12 protein-coding genes and 3 rRNA genes are annotated in these 19,550 nt (G+C 69.0%); all 15 read left to right on the plus strand.

Going from position 1 to position 19,550, the window contains the following annotated elements; translation table 11 throughout:
* Nucleotides 1-268: 268 nt before the first annotated feature.
* The gene (gene argC / locus FHX44_RS30460; RefSeq protein WP_147258933.1) at nt 269-1,288 is read left to right on the plus strand and encodes an N-acetyl-gamma-glutamyl-phosphate reductase; all 1,020 of its coding nucleotides are present in this window, start codon (nt 269-271) and stop codon (nt 1,286-1,288) included.
* Nucleotides 1,285-2,445 carry a bifunctional glutamate N-acetyltransferase/amino-acid acetyltransferase ArgJ gene (gene argJ / locus FHX44_RS30465; RefSeq protein WP_147258934.1) on the plus strand — a complete coding sequence of 387 codons (1,161 nt, stop codon included), beginning with the start codon at nt 1,285-1,287 and terminating at the stop codon, nt 2,443-2,445. The genes argC and argJ overlap by 4 nt, the downstream gene beginning before the upstream one ends.
* Nucleotides 2,429-3,322, plus strand: a complete 894-nt coding sequence (gene argB / locus FHX44_RS30470) for an acetylglutamate kinase (protein ID WP_147258935.1) — start codon at nt 2,429-2,431, stop codon at nt 3,320-3,322. The genes argJ and argB overlap by 17 nt, the downstream gene beginning before the upstream one ends.
* Complete coding sequence (locus FHX44_RS30475; RefSeq protein ID WP_147258936.1) at nt 3,319-4,521, plus strand: acetylornithine transaminase; 1,203 nt, start codon at nt 3,319-3,321, stop codon at nt 4,519-4,521. Before argB ends, FHX44_RS30475 begins: the two co-directional genes overlap by 4 nt.
* Nucleotides 4,514-5,437, plus strand: a complete 924-nt coding sequence (gene argF, locus FHX44_RS30480) for an ornithine carbamoyltransferase (RefSeq protein WP_147258937.1) — start codon at nt 4,514-4,516, stop codon at nt 5,435-5,437. Before FHX44_RS30475 ends, argF begins: the two co-directional genes overlap by 8 nt.
* Nucleotides 5,434-5,889, plus strand: coding sequence for an arginine repressor (locus tag FHX44_RS30485; RefSeq protein ID WP_147258938.1), 456 nt, complete (start codon nt 5,434-5,436; stop codon nt 5,887-5,889). Before argF ends, FHX44_RS30485 begins: the two co-directional genes overlap by 4 nt.
* 21 nt (nt 5,890-5,910) lie before the next feature.
* Entirely contained in the window at nt 5,911-7,344 is a 1,434-nt protein-coding gene (argG, locus tag FHX44_RS30490) for an argininosuccinate synthase (protein WP_147258939.1), read from the plus strand.
* Complete coding sequence (argH, locus tag FHX44_RS30495; RefSeq protein ID WP_147258940.1) at nt 7,344-8,765, plus strand: argininosuccinate lyase; 1,422 nt, start codon at nt 7,344-7,346, stop codon at nt 8,763-8,765. Before argG ends, argH begins: the two co-directional genes overlap by 1 nt.
* Complete coding sequence (locus tag FHX44_RS30500) at nt 8,762-10,003, plus strand: aspartate aminotransferase type Ic (RefSeq protein ID WP_147258941.1); 1,242 nt, start codon at nt 8,762-8,764, stop codon at nt 10,001-10,003. The genes argH and FHX44_RS30500 overlap by 4 nt, the downstream gene beginning before the upstream one ends.
* On the plus strand, nt 9,996-10,631 hold the full coding sequence (locus FHX44_RS30505) for a DNA-3-methyladenine glycosylase (RefSeq protein ID WP_147258942.1): 636 nt from the start codon (nt 9,996-9,998) through the stop codon (nt 10,629-10,631). The genes FHX44_RS30500 and FHX44_RS30505 overlap by 8 nt, the downstream gene beginning before the upstream one ends.
* A 19-nt stretch (nt 10,632-10,650) precedes the next feature.
* Nucleotides 10,651-11,652, plus strand: coding sequence for an iron-siderophore ABC transporter substrate-binding protein (locus tag FHX44_RS30510; protein WP_147258943.1), 1,002 nt, complete (start codon nt 10,651-10,653; stop codon nt 11,650-11,652).
* Between the two features lie 33 nt (nt 11,653-11,685).
* Complete coding sequence (tyrS, locus tag FHX44_RS30515) at nt 11,686-12,957, plus strand: tyrosine--tRNA ligase (protein WP_147258944.1); 1,272 nt, start codon at nt 11,686-11,688, stop codon at nt 12,955-12,957.
* Nucleotides 12,958-13,434: 477 nt separating this feature from the next.
* A 16S ribosomal RNA gene (locus tag FHX44_RS30520) occupies nt 13,435-14,956 on the plus strand.
* Between the two features lie 333 nt (nt 14,957-15,289).
* Nucleotides 15,290-18,403: ribosomal RNA gene (locus tag FHX44_RS30525) — 23S ribosomal RNA — on the plus strand.
* A gap of 92 nt (nt 18,404-18,495) precedes the next feature.
* A 5S ribosomal RNA gene (gene rrf, locus FHX44_RS30530) occupies nt 18,496-18,612 on the plus strand.
* The 16S, 23S and 5S rRNA genes sit together here, the layout of an rRNA operon.
* Nucleotides 18,613-19,550 lie beyond the last annotated feature (938 nt).

The following is a 19,550-nucleotide window of genomic DNA, read 5'->3' on the forward strand; positions in this document are numbered from 1 at the left end:
GGCGACAGCAATGGGGAACTCAATGTGGCCCGGGCCGGGAACGGCCCGCCCGCAAGACGGTTTCGTCCTGAGCGGCACCCCGGTTCGTTCCGCTGAACGCACCCGAGCCGGCCGTGATCAGCGGTTCGGCGCGAACGCGGCCGGATCCGGCCGTTCTCGCACCCACCTGCCGATCATGGGGGGTGGCGATCCCGAGGCCACCGGCCGCCGGCAAGGTCACGGCCGAAGTCGATTGCATCAGATTGCGTCGGCGTGCATAGTCATACGCATGGCGCGGGTAGCGGTGGCGGGTGCGAGCGGGTATGCCGGGGGAGAGCTCCTCCGGCTACTGCTCGCGCATCCGGACGTGGAGATCGGGGCACTCACAGCGGGCGGGAGCGCGGGCACGCGCCTGGGGGCGCACCAGCCCCACCTGCTCCCGCTGGCAGACCGGGTGCTGGAGGACACCACCGCCGAGATGCTCACCGGGCACGACGTGGTCTTCCTCGCGCTGCCCCACGGGAAGTCCGCGGAGCTCGCCGCCCAGCTCGGCGACGACGCCGTGGTGATCGACTGCGGCGCCGACCACCGGCTCGCCGACCCCGCCGCGTGGGAGCGCTGGTACGGGGGCACGCACGCCGGGAGCTGGCCGTACGGCCTTCCCGAGCTACCCGGCGCCCGCGACTCGTTGCGGGGCGCGAAGCGCGTGGCCGTCCCCGGCTGCTACCCCACCGCGGTGAGCCTGGCCATGGCCCCGGCCTTGGCCGCAGGCATCGCGGAGCCCGAGGTCGTCGTCACGGCCGTCACCGGGACGTCCGGTGCGGGCAAGTCCCTCAAGCCGCACCTGCTCGGCGCCGAGGTGATGGGCTCGCTGTCCGCCTACGGCGTGGGCGGCGTGCACCGGCACACCCCGGAGATGGCGCAGAACCTGTCGGCCGCGGCCGGCGCCCCGGTCACCGTGAGCTTCACGCCGGTACTCGCCCCGCTACCGCGCGGCATCCTCGCCACCTGCACGGCGCGCACGAGCGTGACGGCGGCCGAGGCGGTCGAGGTCTACGCGAAGGCCTACGCCGACGAGCCGTTCGTGCACTTGCTCCCCGAGGGCAGCTGGCCCGCCACCGCGTCCACCCTGGGCGCCAACACGGTCCAGCTCCAGGTCACGGTCGACCCGGACGCGGGCAGGCTGGTCGTCGTCGCCGCGATCGACAACCTGACGAAGGGCACCGCCGGCGGCGCGATCCAGTGCATGAACCTGGCGCTCGGCCTGGCCGAGACCGCAGGTCTTCCGGTCACGGGGGTGGCTCCGTGAGTGTCACGGCTCCCCAGGGTTTCCGGGCTTCGGGCGTCGTCGCCGGAATCCGCACCGGCGCAGGCCCCGACCTCGCCCTCGTCGTCAACGACGGCCCGCGGCACGCCGCTGCGGGCGTCTTCACCCGCAACCAGGTGAAGGCCGCCCCCGTCCTGTGGTCGGAGCAGGTGCTCGCCACCGGGAAGCTGCGCGCCGTCGTGCTCAACGCGGGCAACGCCAACGCCTGCACCGGTCCCGAGGGCTTCCAGACCGCCCACGCCACCGCGGAGAAGGCCGCCGAGCTGCTCGGGTGCGGCGCGATCGAGGTCGCGGTGTGCTCCACCGGGCTCATCGGCTCGCAGCTGCCCCGCGAGAACGTCCTGGACGGCGTGGCCGCCGCGCACGCGGCCCTGGGCGCCGACGCCGCGGCCGGTCTGGCCGCCGCCACCGCCGTGATGACCACCGACACCGTGGCCAAGGAAGCCGCCCACACCGACGTCGCGGGTTGGAGCATCGGCGGGTTCACCAAGGGTGCCGGGATGATCGCCCCGTCGATGGCCACGATGCTCACGGTCATCGCCACGGACGCCGTGCTCGACGCGCCCGCCCTGGACGCGGCCCTGCGCCCGGCGGTGCGGGTGAGCTTCGACCGGCTCGACATCGACGGCTGCATGTCCACCAACGACACCGTGCTGCTGCTCGCCTCCGGGGCGTCCGGGGTCGTCCCCGACGCCGAGGCGTTCGGCGCCGCGGTGACCGACCTGTGCAAGGACCTGGCGCGGCAGATGCAGGCCGACGCCGAGGGCGTCACGAAGCGGATCACGATCAACGTCACCGGCGCGGCCGACGAGGACGACGCCGTCACGGTCGCCCGCACGGTGGCCCGCGACAGCCTCGTCAAGACCGCGCTCTTCGGCTCCGACCCGAACTGGGGCCGGATCGCGGCCGCCGTCGGCTACTCCGACGCCGCGGTCGACCCCGACCGGATCGACGTCACCATCAACGGCGTGCTGCTCTGCCAGGGCGGCGTGGCCGCGGGCGACCGCTCCGCCGCCGACCTGAAGGGCGCGGACGTCCTCGTCGAGATCGCGCTCGGCCTCGGCGACGGCGCGGCGGAGATCCTCACCACCGACCTGTCGCACGGCTACGTGGAGGAGAACAGTGCATACTCCTCTTGAGGCGCGGCTGGAGCGCGCAGGCGAGAAGGCGGGGGTCCTCGCCGAGGCGCTGCCGTGGCTGCAGCGGTTCCACGACAAGATCGTCGTGGTCAAGTACGGCGGCAACGCCATGATCGACGAGGAGCTCAAGCAGGCCTTCGCCCAGGACATGGTGTTCCTGCGCCTCGCAGGCATCCACCCCGTGGTCGTGCACGGCGGCGGCCCGCAGATCACCGCGATGCTCGACCGCCTCGGCCTGCCCGCCGAGTTCCGCGGCGGCCTGCGCGTCACCACCCCGGAGACGATCGACGTCGTGCGGATGGTGCTGGTCGGGCAGGTCGGCCGGGAGCTCGTCGGGCTGATCAACAAGCACGGCCCGTACGCGGTGGGCCTGTCCGGTGAGGACGCGCACCTGTTCACCGCGGAGCAGCGCACCGCGCTCGTCGACGGCGAGGCGGTCGACATCGGGCTGGTCGGCGACGTCGTGCACGTCAACCCGGACGCGGTGCTCGACATCGTGCGGGCCGGGCGGATCCCGGTCGTCGCGGGCGTCGCCCCGGACGTCGACGGGACGGTCTACAACATCAACGCCGACAGCGCGGCCGCCGCGCTGGCCGCGGCGCTGGGGGCGGCCAAGCTCGTCGTGTTGACAGACGTGGCGGGGCTCTTCGCGAACTACCCCGACCCGGAGTCGGTGATCAGCTCGCTCAGCGCCGACGAGCTGGAGCCGATGCTGCCCGGCCTGGCGAGCGGGATGGCGCCGAAGATGGAGGCCTGCCTCCGGGCGGTGCGCGGCGGGGTGCCACAGGCCCACGTGATCGACGGGCGGGTGCCGCACTCGGTGCTGCTCGAAGTGTTCACCAGCGAGGGAGTCGGAACGATGGTGGTCCCGGAATGAGCGCGCGTGCGAGCGAATCGTCAGCGCTGACGGACACGACCCAGCGGTGGCAGGCCGCGATGATGGACAACTACGGCACCCCGCCACTCACGCTCGTGCGCGGCAGCGGCGCCGAGGTCTGGGACGCCGAGGGCAACCGCTACCTCGACCTGGTCGCAGGCATCGCGGTGAACTCGCTGGGCCACGGGCACCCGGCCGTCATCGAGGCCGTCACCACCCAGATGCGGACGCTCGGCCACACGTCCAACCTCTACATCACCGAGCCGCCCCTCGAGCTGGCCGAGAAGCTGCTCGAACTGATCGACGCCCCCGGCCGCGTCTACTTCTGCAACTCGGGGGCGGAGGCCAACGAGGCCGCGTTCAAGCTGGCCCGCCGCACCGGCCGGCCGAAGGTCGTCGGCTGCGAGAACGCCTTCCACGGCCGCACGATGGGGGCGCTCGCGCTCACCGGGCAGGAGCCCAAGCGGGCGCCGTTCCACCCGCTGGTGCCGGGGGTGGAGCACGTCCCCTTCGGCGACGTCGCCGCGCTCGAGGCGGCCGTCGACGCCGATACCGCCGCGGTGTTCCTGGAGCCGATCCTCGGCGAGGCGGGCGCGGTCACCCCGCCGGAGGGCTACCTGCAGGCCGCGCGGCGGATCACCGCAGAGCGCGGAGCGCTGCTCGTGCTCGACGAGGTGCAGACCGGCATCGGGCGCACCGGTTCCTGGTTCGCGTTCCAGCAGGCCGGGGTCGTGCCCGACGTCGTGACGCTGGCCAAGGGCCTCGCGGGCGGGTTGCCGATCGGCGCCTGCATCGCGCTCGGCGCGGCCGGTGAGCTGTTCGGCCCCGGCCAGCACGGCAGCACCTTCGGCGGCAACCCGGTGTGCGCGGCCGCCGCGCTGGCCGTGCTGCGCACGATCGCGCAGGATGGCCTGCTCGAGCACGTGACCCTGGTGGGCAAGGAGATCGCCGCGGGCGTCGAGGCGCTGGGCCACCCGCTCGTCGCCGATGTCAGCGGGGCCGGGCTCTTGATCGGCATCGGCCTGCGCAAGCCGGTCTCCACGGCCGTCGCCACCGCGGCGCGGGCGGGCGGCTTCCTCGTCAACAACGCGGTGCCCGACCGCACCCGCCTGGTCCCGCCGCTGGTACTCACGCGCGAGCAGGCCCGCGAGTTCCTCGCGGCCTTCCCCGGATTCCTGGACGCGGGCAGCGATGACTAGGCACCTCCTGCGCGACGACGACCTCACGCCCGACGAGCAGCGGGAGGTCCTCGACCTCGCCGACGCGATGAAGGCCGACCGGTTCGCCCAGCGCCCGCTCGCCGGGCCGAAGGCCGTCGCCGTGCTGTTCGACAAGCCGTCCACGCGCACCCGGATCTCGTTCGAGGTCGGGATCGCCCAGCTCGGCGGCACCCCCCTGATCGTCGACGCCCGGGCGAGCCAGCTCGGGCGCGGCGAGACGATCGCCGACACCGCCCGCGTGCTGTCCCGCTACGTCGACGCGATCGTGTGGCGCACCGGCGACCAGTCGCGGATCGAGGAGATGGCGAGCGGGTCGAGCGTGCCGGTCGTCAACGCCCTGACCGACCAGTTCCACCCGTGCCAGGTGCTGGCCGACCTGCAGACGATCCGGGAGCGCTTCGGGCGCCTGGCCGGGCTCACGCTCACCTACCTCGGTGACGGCGCCAACAACATGGCCCATTCGCTGCTGGTCGGCGGTGCGACCGCGGGGCTGCACGTCCGGGTCTGCGCCCCCGAGGGCTTCCAGCCCGACGGCGGCGTGCTGCGCGACGCGAAGAACCGGGCGTCGGAGACGGGCGGAGGCGTGGAGCTCGTCGCCGACCCGCACGCCGCGGTCGACGGCGCCGAGGTCGTCGTCACCGACACCTGGGTGTCGATGGGGCAGGAGCACGACGGTCTCGACCGCGCGGCGCCGTTCCGTCCGCTGCAGGTCAACGCGGCGCTGCTGGATCGGGCCGCCCCGGGTGCGATCGTGCTGCACTGCCTGCCCGCTCACCGCGGCGACGAGATCACCGACGAGATCCTCGACGGCCCGGCCAGCGCCGTCTGGGACGAGGCCGAGAACCGGCTGCACGCGCAGAAGGCACTGCTCTCGTGGCTGCTCCGACAGGCATGACCACGGGGACGCGCGCGGCCCGCCAGGCCCGGATCGTGGAGCTGGTCCGGGACCGCGCCGTGCACAGCCAGACCGAGCTGCTCGGGCTGCTGGAGTCCGAGGGCATCGCCACCACGCAGGCCACGCTGTCACGCGACCTCGACGAGCTGGGCGCGGTCAAGGTCCGCGGCGCCTACGTGATCCCCGACGACGGCAGCCCGGTGCGCGGCATCGAGGGCGGCACCGCCCGGCTGGCGCGCCTGCTGGGGGAGGTGCTCGTGTCCGCGGACGCGAGTGGGAACCTGGCCGTCCTGCGCACCCCACCCGGTGCGGCCCACTATCTGGCGAGCGCGCTCGACCGCGCCGCCCTGCACGAAGTCGTCGGCACGATCGCAGGCGACGACACACTCCTGGTGGTGGCCCGTGAGCCGCTCACCGGGGCCCAACTCGTCGCGCGCCTGCGCGAACTCTGAGGAGCAAGGAGCATCCCTCTCGTGAGCAAGGTCCTGACCTCCCTCCCCAAGGGCGAGCGCATCGGCATCGCCTTCTCCGGGGGCCTCGACACCTCCGTGGCGGTCGCCTGGATGCGCGACAAGGGCGGGATCCCGTGCACCTACACCGCCGACCTCGGCCAGTACGACGAGCAGGACATCTCCGGTGTGCCGGCGCGCGCGAAGCAGTACGGCGCCGAGATCGCCCGCGTGGTCGACATCAGGCCGCAGCTGGTCGAGGAGGGCTTGGCGGCGCTGGCGTGCGGCGCCTTCCACATCCGGTCAGCGGGCCGGACGTACTTCAACACCACGCCGCTGGGCCGTGCCGTCACCGGGACGCTGCTGGTGCGGGCGATGCAGGCCGACGGTGTGAACATCTGGGGCGACGGCTCGACCTTCAAGGGCAACGACATCGAGCGGTTCTACCGCTACGGCCTGATGGCCAACCCCGAGCTGCGCATCTACAAGCCGTGGCTCGACGCCGACTTCGTCCAGGAGCTGGGCGGGCGCCACGAGATGAGCGCGTGGCTCACCGCCCACGGGCTGCCGTACCGGGACGCCGCCGAGAAGGCGTACTCCACCGACGCCAACATCTGGGGTGCCACGCACGAGGCCAAGACGCTCGAACACCTCGACGTGTCGCTCGAGACCGTCGAGCCGATCATGGGCGTGAAGTTCTGGGACCCGTCGGTCGAGATCGAGACCGAAGACGTCGCGATCACGTTCGAGGCCGGGTACCCGGTGGCGATCAACGGCACGCGGTTCGCCGACCACGTCGCCCTCGTCCTCGAGGCCAACGCGATCGGCGGGCGCCACGGCCTCGGCATGTCCGACCAGATCGAGAACCGGATCATCGAGGCGAAGTCGCGGGGCATCTACGAGGCGCCCGGGATGGCGCTGCTCTTCGCCGCCTACGAGCGGCTGCTCAACGCGATCCACAACGAGGACACCCTCGCCAACTACCACTACCAGGGCCGCAAGCTCGGCCGGCTGCTCTACGAGGGGCGCTGGCTCGATCCGCAGGCGCTGATGCTGCGCGAGTCGATCCAGCGCTGGATCGCCTCGCTCGTGACCGGCACCGTCACGCTCCGCCTGCGCCGCGGCGACGACTACACCATCCTCGACACCGAGGGGACCGGCTTCTCCTACCACCCGGAGCGGCTCTCGATGGAGCGGGTGGAGAACGCCGCGTTCGGGCCGACCGACCGGATCGGCCAGCTCACCATGCGCAACCTCGACATCGCCGACTCCCGCGCCAAGCTGGAGGCCTACGCGGGGCAGCCGCACGAGCAGGGGACGGTGCTCGTCGAGCACGGCACGCTCTTCGGCGAGCTCCCTGCAGGCGGCTTCGACCGGATCGCGGCGGCCGACGAGGCCGGTGAGCCCGGTGCCGGAGCGGCACTCGACGACGTCGCGCTGGAAGCGGGTACCGACTGATGGCCGGCTCCCAGCTGTGGGGCGGCCGGTTCGCCTCCGGCCCCGCCGACGCGCTGGCGGCGCTGTCGAAGTCCACGCAGTTCGACTGGCGCCTGGCGCCCTACGACGTGCGCGCCTCGACGGCGCACGCCCGCGTGCTCGCTCGTGCGGGCCTGCTCACCGACGACGAGCTGACCGGCATGCTCGACGCGCTGGCCAAACTCGGTGCCGACGTCGAGTCCGGGGCATTCGGCCCTGCGCCCGACGACGAGGACGTGCACTCCGCGCTGGAGCGCGGTCTCATCGAGCGGGCCGGGCCCGAGCTGGGCGGCAAGCTGCGCGCCGGCCGGTCGCGCAACGACCAGGTCGCCACGCTGTTCCGGATGTGGCTGCGCGACGCGGCCCGCCGGCTCGGCGCGGGGGTGCTGGAGGTCGTCGACGCGCTGGTCGCGCAGGCCGAGGCGCACCCCGACGCGGCGATGCCCGGTCGGACGCACCTGCAGCACGCCCAGCCCGTCCTGCTCGCGCACCACCTGGCCGCACACGCCCACGCCCTGCTGCGCGACGTCGACCGGCTGCGCGACTGGGACCGGCGCGCCGCCGTGTCGCCGTACGGGTCGGGCGCGCTCGCCGGCTCATCGCTCGGGCTCGACCCCGAGGCCGTGGCCGCCGAGCTGGGCTTCGACTCGTCGTCGGCGAACTCCATCGACGGCACGGCGTCGCGCGACTTCGCCGCAGAGGCGGCGTTCGTGCTGGCGATGATCGCGGTGGACCTGTCCCGGATCGCCGAGGAGGTGATCATCTGGGCCACCGCCGAGTTCGGCTACGTCACGCTCGACGACGCCTTCTCCACCGGCAGCTCGATCATGCCGCAGAAGAAGAACCCGGACGTCGCCGAGCTCGCGCGAGGCAAGGCCGGCCGGCTGATCGGCAACCTGTCCGGGCTGCTCGCCACGCTCAAGGGCCTGCCGCTGGCGTACAACCGGGACCTGCAGGAGGACAAGGAGCCGCTGTTCGACTCGGTCGAGCAGCTCGAGCTGTTGCTCCCCGCCGTCGCGGGGATGGTGGCCACTCTCACCTTCCACACCGACCGGCTCGCCGAGCTCGCCCCCGCGGGCTTCACGCTCGCCACGGACGTCGCCGAGTGGCTGGTGCGCCAGGGCGTGCCGTTCCGCGTGGCCCACGAAGCGGCGGGCGGATGCGTCCGCGCGGCCGAGGCCCGCGGCGTCGGCCTGGAGGACCTCACCGACGCCGAGCTGGCCGCCGTCCACCCCGCCCTGACCCCGGACGTGCGCGAGGTGCTGACCGTGGCAGGCTCGATCGCGTCCCGGGCCGCCCGCGGCGGCACCGCGGGTGAGCGCGTGACCGAGCAGCTCGCCGAGCTGCGCACCACCGTCGCCGCCGCGCGACAGGCCCTCACCGACCATGGAGGATCAGCATGACAACGCCGGGGCTCGAGGACGCCCGCGCCGCATACGAGAAGCTCCAGGCCGAGGGCATGAAGCTCGACCTCACCCGGGGCAAGCCGTCGGCCGAGCAGCTCGACCTCGCCACCCCGATGCTGAGCCTGCCCGGCCCCGACGACTTCCGCGCCGCCGACGGCACCGACACCCGCAACTACGGCGGCCTGCACGGCCTCCCGGAGCTGCGGGAGATCTTCGCGCCGTTCCTGCACGTGCCCGTCGAGCAGCTGATCGCGTGCGGCAACTCCAGCCTCGAGCTGATGCACGACACGCTCGTCCACGCGCTGCTCAGCCCGCTCCCCGACGCCGAGCGGCGCTGGGCCGACGAGGAGCGGGTCGTCTTCCTCGCCCCCGTCCCCGGGTACGACCGGCACTTCGGCGTGTGCGAGCGGCTCGGGATCGAGCTGGTCCCGGTGCCGATGACCGATGACGGCCCCGACATGGACGTCGTCGAGCAGTTGGTGGCCGCCGATCCCACGGTCAAGGGCATCTGGTGCGTGCCGAAGTACTCCAACCCCACGGGCGCGGTGTACTCCGACGAGACGGTGCGCAGGCTCGCGTCGATGCCCACGGCGGCGCCCGACTTCCGGATCGTCTGGGACAACGCCTACGCGGTGCACCACCTCACCGAGGACGAGGTGGAGATCGCCGACGTGCTGGCGCTCGCCGCCGAGGCGGGTCACCCGAACCGGCCGTTCGTCGTCGGCTCCACGTCGAAGATCACACTGGCCGGCGCGGGCGTGGCCTTCCTCGGCGCGTCGGCGGAGAACGTCGACTGGTGGATCCGGCTCACGTCGAAGCGCACGATCGGCCCGGACAAGGTCAACCACCTGCGTCACGTCCGGTTCCTGCGCGACGCCGACGGCCTGCGGGCGCACATGCGCGCGCACCGCGAGATCATCGCCCCCAAGTTCGCGGCGGTCGACGAGGTGCTGACGCGTGAGTTCGCCGACACCCCCGGCGTCGAGTGGTCCAAGCCGGCGGGCGGGTACTTCGTCACGCTGACCGTGCCGGAGGGCACCGCCACCGAGATCGTCCGGCTCGCCAAGGAGGCGGGTCTCGCCCTGACCCCGGCCGGGGCCACCCACCCGTACGGCGAGGACCCGCAGGACAGCATCATCCGGCTCGCGCCGACGTTCCCCGTCCTCGCCGAGGTGCGCAAGGCGATGGAGGGCGTGGCGGTGTGCGTGCGGCTGGCGCTCGCCGAACGTGGGTGACCTTCTCCCGCGGGAGGAGCTGGCCGTCGACGTCCCCGAGGCGGCCGTGCGGCTGCTCGGCTGCACGGTCGTCTCGGACACGCCCGAGGGCACGGTGGCGGTCCGGCTCGTCGAGGTGGAGGCCTACCGCGGCGCCGACGACCCCGCGTCCCACAGCTTCCGCGGCCGCACCCCGCGCAACGCGGTGATGTTCGGGCCGGCCGGGCACCTGTACGTCTACTTCGTCTACGGCATGCACTTCTGCGCCAACATCACCGCGCTGGACGACGGTGAGGCGGGGGCGGTGCTGGTGCGCGCGGGCGAGGTCGTGTCCGACCTCGCCGTCGCCCGCGTGCGGCGCCCGACGGCCCGACGTGACGACGATCTCGCCAAGGGCCCGGCGCGGCTCGCGTCGCTGCTCGGGCTCGGGCGGGAGCACAACGGGGTGGACGTGACCGACCCCACGTCGCCGGTCCGGCTGCTGGCCGCGCCGCCGGTCGACCCCGCGCTGGTGCGCACCGGTCCGCGGGTGGGCGTGGCCGCAGCCCACGAGCTGCCGTGGCGGTTCTGGCTGGACGGGTCGCCCGCGGTCAGCCAGTACCGGCCGGGCCGCGGCGCGCCGATCACATCGACTGGACGTGTGGGGTAGGGCAGCCTAGCCTTCGCGCGTGATCGTGCGCCTGCGAGCCCTCGCGGCTCTTCTCACCGCCGCCGTCCTGCTCAGCGCGTGCGGGGGAGGCGGATCGGTCCCCGCGGCGGACGGCCCTCCGGCCGCCGGTGGGGGAGCGTTCCCGGTCACGGTGCAGCACTCGCTCGGCTCCACGGTGATCCCGGCGGAGCCGCAGCGCGTGGTGTCGCTGGGCTATACCGATCAGGACACGATCCTCGCGCTCGGTGTGGTGCCCGTCGCGATCCGGGAGTTCACCGGCAACCGGCCTGCGGCCACGTGGCCGTGGGCGAGCGATCGGCTGCAGGGCCAGCAACCGCAGGTCCTCACCGGAGAGATCAGCACGGAGGCGATCGCGGCGCTGCGGCCCGACCTGATCGTCGCCGTGTCGGCCGGGCTCACGCAGGAGCAGTACGACACGTACTCGCGGATCGCGCCCACGATCACGCAACCGCCGGGCGCGGATGCGTACCAGACCGCCTGGCAGGACGCGACGCACCTCATCGGCAGCGCGCTGGGCAAGACCGACGAGGCCGACCGGCTGGTCACCGACCTGGAGGCCCGGTTCGCCTCGGTGCGCGCGCAGTACCCGCAGTTCGCCGGGCGGCCGGCCGCCGTGGCCGCGGCCAGCTCGAACGGCAACGGTCACTACTTCGTGTGGACCTCCGACGACAACCGCGGGCGCTTCCTCACCTCGCTCGGCTTCACGGTGCCCGCCCGGTTCGACGAGCTCGCCGACGGCGACTTCTACGCCGACATCAGCGGCGAGCAGTTCGGCCTCCTCGACCAGAACGAGCTGGTGGCGTGGATCACGATCCCCGGCGCGTCGAACCCGGGGATCGCCCAGCAGCCCGGTGCGGCCGCGCTGCGCGTGGCGCAGGAGGGCCGCGTGGTGGAACTCACCGAGGAGCAGGGCGTCGCGCTGTCGTTCAGCAGCGTGCTGAGCCTTCCCGCGCTGCTCGACGAGCTGCCCGCCGAGTTCGCCGCGCGTCTGGGCGGCTGAAACCCCCTGGCCGGGGTGGGGGAGGATCGGCGTGTGGGAACGAACATCCTCGACGAGCTGGAGTGGCGCGGCCTGATCGCGCAGAGCACCGACCTCGACGCGCTGCGCCGGGACCTGGCCGACGGCGTGCTCACGCTCTATGCCGGGTTCGACCCCACCGCCCCCAGCCTGCACGCGGGCAACCTCATGTTGTTGCTCACGCTGCGGAGGTTCCAGCAGGCGGGGGCGCGGCCGATCGTCCTCGCCGGCGGCGCCACCGGGATGATCGGTGATCCTCGCGACGTCGGCGAGCGGACGCTGAACAGCGCCGACACCGTCCGCGACTGGGCGAGCCGGATCCGGGGGCAGCTGGAGCGGTTCGTCGATTTCGACGACGGTCCCACCGGCGCGCTCGTCGTCAACAACCTGGACTGGACCGGCGGGCAGACCACCCTCGAGTTCCTGCGCGACGTCGGCAAGCACTTCTCGATCAACGTGATGCTGCAGCGTGAGACGGTCAAGCGCCGGCTCGAAGGCGACGGCATGTCCTACACCGAGTTCAGCTACCTGCTCCTGCAGAGCCAGGACTACCTGCACCTGCACCGCGAGCACGGCTGCCGGTTGCAGATCGGCGGGTCCGACCAGTGGGGCAACATCGTCGGCGGGGTGGACCTGATCCGGAAGGTCGACGGCGCCGCCGTACACGCGCTCACCACCCCGCTCGTCACCGACGCGGAAGGCCGCAAGATCGGCAAGTCCACCGGTGGCGGCAGCATCTGGCTCGACGCCGAGATGACCTCGCCCTACGCGTGGTACCAGTACTTCGTCAACGTCGCCGACTCCGACGTGATCCGGTACCTGCGGTACTTCACGTTCCTGTCCCGGGCGGAGATCGACGAGCTACAGCAGGCCGTGGCCGAACGGCCGCACATGCGCGAGGCGCAACGCAGGCTGGCCGGGGAGCTCACCACGCTCGTGCACGGGAAACGCGCCACCGAGCAGGTCGTGGCGGCGAGTTCAGCGCTCTTCGGGCGGGGCGACCTCGGTGAGCTGGACGCCGGCACGCTCGACGCCGCCCTCGCCGAGGTGCCGCACGCCGACGTGAAGATCGACGAGCAGCCGACGATCGTCGATCTCCTGCTCTCGACCGGACTCGTGGACAGCCGGAGCGCGGCTCGGCGCACCGTGGCCGAGGGCGGGGCGTACGTGAACAACACCAAGGTTCCCGATGAGGGCTGGACGCTCGGCGAGAGCGACCTCCTCGCCGGGGGATGGGCCGTCGTGCGCCGGGGCAAGCGCAACCTCGCAGGCGTCCGCGCGACATGAGCCGTCCGCGCGCGGGGGCGGGAACACCCACCCGCCCCCGCGCGCCGGGCTCGACGGGGCGGGAAGCCGCCCTGAGGCCCGGATCGCCCGAAAGGGCCCCTGACCAGCGGAGATGCCAAAAAAGGACCCCCGGTGTTCGGGCCTCTGACGGGGGTGTGTAACTTTCTCCTCGTCGCCACGGCGGGCAGCACGACAGACCGGGACGGATCTCCGGCCCAGAGTCAGCCCCCGGATACGGCGGCCGCCCCGGAAGGCCGAGCACCACGGTGCTAGCCTGAAGGAGTGGGCCTGGCGGAGCTTGACTCCGCGCCCAGGACCACGTACCGTGTGAAAGTTGCCCCGGCCCGATCCGCAAGGATCGCATGGTGTGCGGGTGTCTCTTGAGAACTCAACAGTGTGTCGAGCTTTATCATGAATTGGTTTTATGCCAGTTTGTTTTACCTGCGACCCCGTCGCAGGTTTTGCTAGAGCCAGATTTTGTTGGAGAGTTTGATCCTGGCTCAGGACGAACGCTGGCGGCGTGCTTAACACATGCAAGTCGAGCGGTAAGGCCCTTTCGGGGGTACACGAGCGGCGAACGGGTGAGTAACACGTGGGTGACCTGCCCTCAGCTCTGGGATAAGCCCGGGAAACTGGGTCTAATACCGGATATGACCTGCTGTTGCATGACAGTGGGTGGAAAGTTTTTTCGGCTGGGGATGGGCCCGCGGCCTATCAGCTTGTTGGTGGGGTGATGGCCTACCAAGGCGACGACGGGTAGCCGGCCTGAGAGGGCGACCGGCCACACTGGGACTGAGATACGGCCCAGACTCCTACGGGAGGCAGCAGTGGGGAATATTGCGCAATGGGCGAAAGCCTGACGCAGCGACGCCGCGTGGGGGATGACGGCCTTCGGGTTGTAAACCTCTTTCGACCGGGACGAAGGGTGACTGACGGTACCGGTAGAAGAAGCACCGGCCAACTACGTGCCAGCAGCCGCGGTAATACGTAGGGTGCGAGCGTTGTCCGGAATTATTGGGCGTAAAGAGCTCGTAGGCGGTGTGTCACGTCGGTCGTGAAAACTTGGGGCTCAACCCTGAGCGTGCGGTCGATACGGGCATCACTTGAGTTCGGCAGGGGAGACTGGAATTCCTGGTGTAGCGGTGAAATGCGCAGATATCAGGAGGAACACCGGTGGCGAAGGCGGGTCTCTGGGCCGATACTGACGCTGAGGAGCGAAAGCGTGGGGAGCGAACAGGATTAGATACCCTGGTAGTCCACGCCGTAAACGGTGGGCACTAGGTGTGGGGGCCATTCCACGGTCTCTGTGCCGCAGCTAACGCATTAAGTGCCCCGCCTGGGGAGTACGGCCGCAAGGCTAAAACTCAAAGGAATTGACGGGGGCCCGCACAAGCGGCGGAGCATGTGGATTAATTCGATGCAACGCGAAGAACCTTACCTGGGTTTGACATGCACTAGACGCGTCTAGAGATAGGCGTTCCCTTGTGGCTGGTGTGCAGGTGGTGCATGGCTGTCGTCAGCTCGTGTCGTGAGATGTTGGGTTAAGTCCCGCAACGAGCGCAACCCTCGTTCCATGTTGCCAGCGGGTTATGCCGGGGACTCATGGGAGACTGCCGGGGTCAACTCGGAGGAAGGTGGGGATGACGTCAAGTCATCATGCCCCTTATGTCCAGGGCTTCACACATGCTACAATGGCCTATACAGAGGGCTGCGAGACCGCGAGGTGGAGCGAATCCCTTAAAGTAGGTCTCAGTTCGGATCGGGGTCTGCAACTCGACCCCGTGAAGTTGGAGTCGCTAGTAATCGCAGATCAGCAACGCTGCGGTGAATACGTTCCCGGGCCTTGTACACACCGCCCGTCACGTCATGAAAGTTGGTAACACCCGAAGCCGATGGCCTAACCCCTTGTGGGAGGGAGTCGTCGAAGGTGGGACCGGCGATTGGGACGAAGTCGTAACAAGGTAGCCGTACCGGAAGGTGCGGCTGGATCACCTCCTTTCTAAGGAGTCTCACCGTGTGGTGGGGTTGGCCAGCTCTGGTTTCGGTTGGGGTTCGTTCTCCTTTTCCTTGATTCCATGCTCGTGCCGCCTTCTTCGGGGGTGGTGTGGGTGTGGCTGGGTGGAACATAGAGTCTGGTTCATGGTTTTCCGGATTTCGGTTCGGGGGTTCGGCACGCTGTTGGGTCCTGAGGGGACACCTTGTTTGGGGTGTTTCTTCTGGCCCCTGGCCTGGATCGTCTAACGCTCTGCTTTGTCGGGGTGGTGGTGGTCGTGGTGGGTTGGGGTGTGGTTGTGTGTTGAGTGTTGCATAGTGGATGCGAGCATCTTGTTGTGAATAAGTGTTTAAGGGCACATGGTGGATGTCTAGGCATCAGGAGCCGATGAAGGACGTGGGAGGCCGCGATAGGCCTCGGGGAGCTGTCAACCGAGCTGTGATCCGAGGATTTCCGAATGGGGAAACCCGGCACCCGTCATGGGGTGTCACTCATGCCTGAATACATAGGGTATGAGGGGGAACGTGGGGAAGTGAAACATCTCAGTACCCACAGGAAGAGAAAACAACCGTGATTCCGTGAGTAGTGGCGAGCGAAAGCGGATGAGGCTAAACCTCGGTCGTGTCAAGCCGGCAGGCGTTGCGGCTGGGGTGTTGTGGGATTTCGTCGTTGGGGTTCTGCCGAGCTCCAGATGGTGTGGTGTGGTGTTAGTGGAAGACTTCTGGAAAGGGTCGCCGTAGTGGGTGAGAGCCCCGTACGCGAAAACTCCGCACGCGCTATGGACGTTGTTCCCGAGTAGCAGCGAGCTCGTGGAATTTGCTGTGAATCTGCCGGGACCACCCGGTAAGCCTAAATACTCCCTGATGACCGATAGCGGACTAGTACCGTGAGGGAAAGATGAAAAGTACCCCGGGAGGGGAGTGAAATAGTACCTGAAACCGTGTGCCTACAAGCCGTCAGAGCTTTTCGAAGTGATGGCGTGCCTTTTGAAGAATGAGCCTGCGAGTTATGCTTCGTGGCGAGGTTAACCCGTGTGGGGTAGCCGTAGCGAAAGCGAGTCTGAATAGGGCGTGTAGTCGCGGGGTGTAGACCCGAAGCGGAGTGATCTACCCATGGCCAGGGTGAAGCGACGGTAAGACGTCGTGGAGGCCCGAACCCACCAGGGTTGAAAACCTGGGGGATGAGCTGTGGGTAGGGGTGAAAGGCCAATCAAACTCCGTGATAGCTGGTTCTCCCCGAAATGCATTTAGGTGCAGCGTTGCGTGGTGGATGCCGGAGGTAGAGCACTGGATGGGCTAGGGGGCCGACAAGCTTACTGAACTCAGCCAAACTCCGAATGCCGGTATTTCTAGCGCGGCAGTGAGACTGCGGGGGATAAGCTTCGTAGTCGAGAGGGAAACAGCCCAGATCACCGGCTAAGGCCCCTAAGCGTGTGCTAAGTGGGAAAGGATGTGGGATCGCCCAGACAACCAGGAGGTTGGCTTAGAAGCAGCCACCCTTTAAAGAGTGCGTAATAGCTCACTGGTCAAGTGGTCCTGCGCCGACAATGTAGCGGGGCTCAAGCACACCGCCGAAGCCGTGGCAATGCCACAATAGATCCGCTTCTCCTCTTCGGGGGGTTGTGTAGTCGTGGTGTTGGGTAGGGGAGCGTCCTGCATCCAGTGAAGCCTCGGGGTGACCTAGGGGTGGAGGGTGTGGGAGTGAGAATGCAGGCATGAGTAGCGAATGCAGAGTGAGAACCTCTGCCGCCGAATGACCAAGGGTTCCTGGGCCAGGTTAATCCGCCCAGGGTGAGCCGGGACCTAAGGCGAGGCCGACAGGCGTAGTCGATGGACAACGGGTTGATATTCCCGTGCCCGTGACAGTGCGTCCGTGCTGAGGCCGGTGATGCTAACCATCCGAACCCGCTTGCTGGCCTTCGGGCTGGCTTGTTGGGGGAGCGTGGGACCCGATCCGGTAGTAGGCAAGCGATGGGGTGACGCAGGAGGGTAGTCCCGCCAGGCGGTGGTAGTCCTGGTGTAAGCCTGTAGCCCGACATGTAGGTAAATCCGCATGTCATCAAGGGTGAGAGGTGATGCGTAGCCGATTGAGGCGAAGTAGGATGATCCCATGCTGCCGAGAAAAGCCTCTAGCGAGTGCTGTTGCGGCCCGTACCCTAAACCGACACAGGTGGTCAGGTAGAGAATACCAAGGCGATCGAGTGAACTGTGGTTAAGGAACTCGGCAAAATGCCCCCGTAACTTCGGGAGAAGGGGGGCCGGAGGCTCTGAAGCTCTTTTCGGGCTAGGGGCAGCCGGCCGCAGAGACCAGGCCCAAGCGACTGTTTACTAAAAACACAGGTCCGTGCGAAGTCGCAAGACGATGTATACGGACTGACGCCTGCCCGGTGCTGGAACGTTAAGAGGACCTGTTAGTCCCTTCGGGGGCGAAGCGGAGAATTTAAGCGCCAGTAAACGGCGGTGGTAACTATAACCATCCTAAGGTAGCGAAATTCCTTGTCGGGTAAGTTCCGACCTGCACGAATGGCGTAACGACTTGGGCGCTGTCTCGACCACAGACTCGGCGAAATTGCACTACGAGTAAAGATGCTCGTTACGCGCGGCAGGACGGAAAGACCCCGGGACCTTTACTACAGCTTGGTATTGGTGCTCGGTTCGGCTTGTGTAGGATAGGTGGGAGACTGTGAAGCTGTCACGCCAGTGATGGTGGAGTCGTTGTTGAAATACCACTCTGGTCGAATTGGGTGTCTCAACCTCGGGCCATGATCTGGTTCAGGGACAGTGCCTGGTGGGTAGTTTAACTGGGGCGGTTGCCTCCCAAAGTGTAACGGAGGCGCCCAAAGGTTCCCTCAGCCTGGTTGGCAATCAGGTGTTGAGTGTAAGTGCACAAGGGAGCTTGACTGTGAGACTGACAGGTCGAGCAGGGACGAAAGTCGGGACTAGTGATCCGGCACCTCCTGGTGGAAGGGGTGTCGCTCAACGGATAAAAGGTACCCCGGGGATAACAGGCTGATCTTGCCCAAGAGTCCATATCGACGGCATGGTTTGGCACCTCGATGTCGGCTCGTCGCATCCTGGGGCTGGAGTAGGTCCCAAGGGTTGGGCTGTTCGCCCATTAAAGCGGTACGCGAGCTGGGTTTAGAACGTCGTGAGACAGTTCGGTCCCTATCCGCCGCGCGCGCAGGAGACTTGAGGAAGGCTGTCCCTAGTACGAGAGGACCGGGACGGACGAACCTCTGGTGTGCCAGTTGTTCCGCCAGGAGCACGGCTGGTTGGCTATGTTCGGAAGGGATAACCGCTGAAGGCATCTAAGCGGGAAGCTCGTTCCAAGATGAGGTCTCCCACCACCTTGCGTGGTTAAGGCCCCCAGCAGACCACTGGGTTGATAGGCCAGAGATGGAAGCCCAGCAATGGGTGGAGTTGACTGGTACTAATAGGCCGAGGGCTTGTTCATGACGAGTTGTTTGCATCCACTGTGCGACCCTGAGCACATAATCGCATCCACATTGCAACCCGGTTTTGGGGTTTATATAATTTGATAGTGTTGTCGGTGGTTTTGGCGGAGGGGGAACGCCCGGTCCCATCCCGAACCCGGAAGCTAAGCCCTCCAGCGCCGATGGTACTGCACTCGTTAGGGTGTGGGAGAGTAGGTCGCCGCCGACATTCAACGTGTTGTGGGCCCCCGCCGTCAGGCGGGGGCCCACTTTTTTGTATCCTCTCTAGGTGAGTATCGCGGATGGTTCCGGCGATGACCGCCCGCGAGAAGATCGCGACAGCGGCCGCGGAACCGATGATCGAAAAGGCCGCCCGCGTGGCGGTGCAGCCCGAGGCCGGCAGAACGACGAACGCGGCCGGGGAGCCGGCTCGCCGCGGCTCGGATCCGGTTGGAACGACCGCGCCGGCAACCGGCAGGGCGAGGACGAGGGTCGAGGTCGAGGCGACCGGCGGCCCTACGAACAGCGTGACCGGCGTGGTGCGCGCCCGGATCGCGACAGCGGCGGGGAGCGCCGGAGCGGGTCCGGCCGCGACCGGGACGATCGCGGCCACGCCGGCGGCCGCGCGCCGGGTCGCGAGCCCGGTGGCCGTCGCGGGTGGCAGGACGACTCCAGGCCGCAGCCGCGCCGGAACGACGGCGAGCGCAACGACCGGGGTCCGCGCCGCGGCGACGATCCCCGTGGCGACTACCGGGGCGGCCGCGAGGGTCGGCCCGAGCGGGCCGACGAGCGCGGCCCCCGCCGACCCTACGGCGGCGGGCGGCCCGCGGAGCGCGGAGACAGGCGGGATGACCGCCCTGGTCGCGAGCGGCGGCCGTGGGTGGATCGCGGAGACGCGCGGGGTGGCCGGGACACCCGCGGTGCAGGTGAGCGCCGGCCCTGGGTGGACCGCGGCGACAATCGTGGCGCCCGGGACGACCGGTCCGGTGGTGAGCGGCGGCCGTGGGCCGACCGCGGCGATGCGCGAGGCGGGCGGACCGACCGCTCTGCCGGTGACCGGCGCTCTTGGCAGGACCGCGACGACACCCGCGGTGCGCGGGACGACCGGTCCGGCGGTGAGCGGCGGCCGTGGGCAGACCGGGGAGACGCGCGAGGCGGGCGGAACGA

Source organism: Pseudonocardia hierapolitana, assembly GCF_007994075.1.
Classification (GTDB): domain Bacteria; phylum Actinomycetota; class Actinomycetes; order Mycobacteriales; family Pseudonocardiaceae; genus Pseudonocardia; species Pseudonocardia hierapolitana.

Bases quoted from the DNA above. Each gene is read 5' to 3' on its own strand.
- argC (WP_147258933.1), top strand. From the start codon at position 269: ATGGCGCGGGTAGCGGTGGCGGGTGCGAGCGGGTATGCCGGGGGAGAG.
- FHX44_RS30475 (WP_147258936.1), top strand. From the start codon at position 3,319: ATGAGCGCGCGTGCGAGCGAATCGTCAGCGCTGACGGACACGACCCAG.
- argF (WP_147258937.1), top strand. From the start codon at position 4,514: ATGACTAGGCACCTCCTGCGCGACGACGACCTCACGCCCGACGAGCAG.
- FHX44_RS30485 (WP_147258938.1), top strand. From the start codon at position 5,434: ATGACCACGGGGACGCGCGCGGCCCGCCAGGCCCGGATCGTGGAGCTG.
- argH (WP_147258940.1), top strand. From the start codon at position 7,344: ATGGCCGGCTCCCAGCTGTGGGGCGGCCGGTTCGCCTCCGGCCCCGCC.
- FHX44_RS30500 (WP_147258941.1), top strand. From the start codon at position 8,762: ATGACAACGCCGGGGCTCGAGGACGCCCGCGCCGCATACGAGAAGCTC.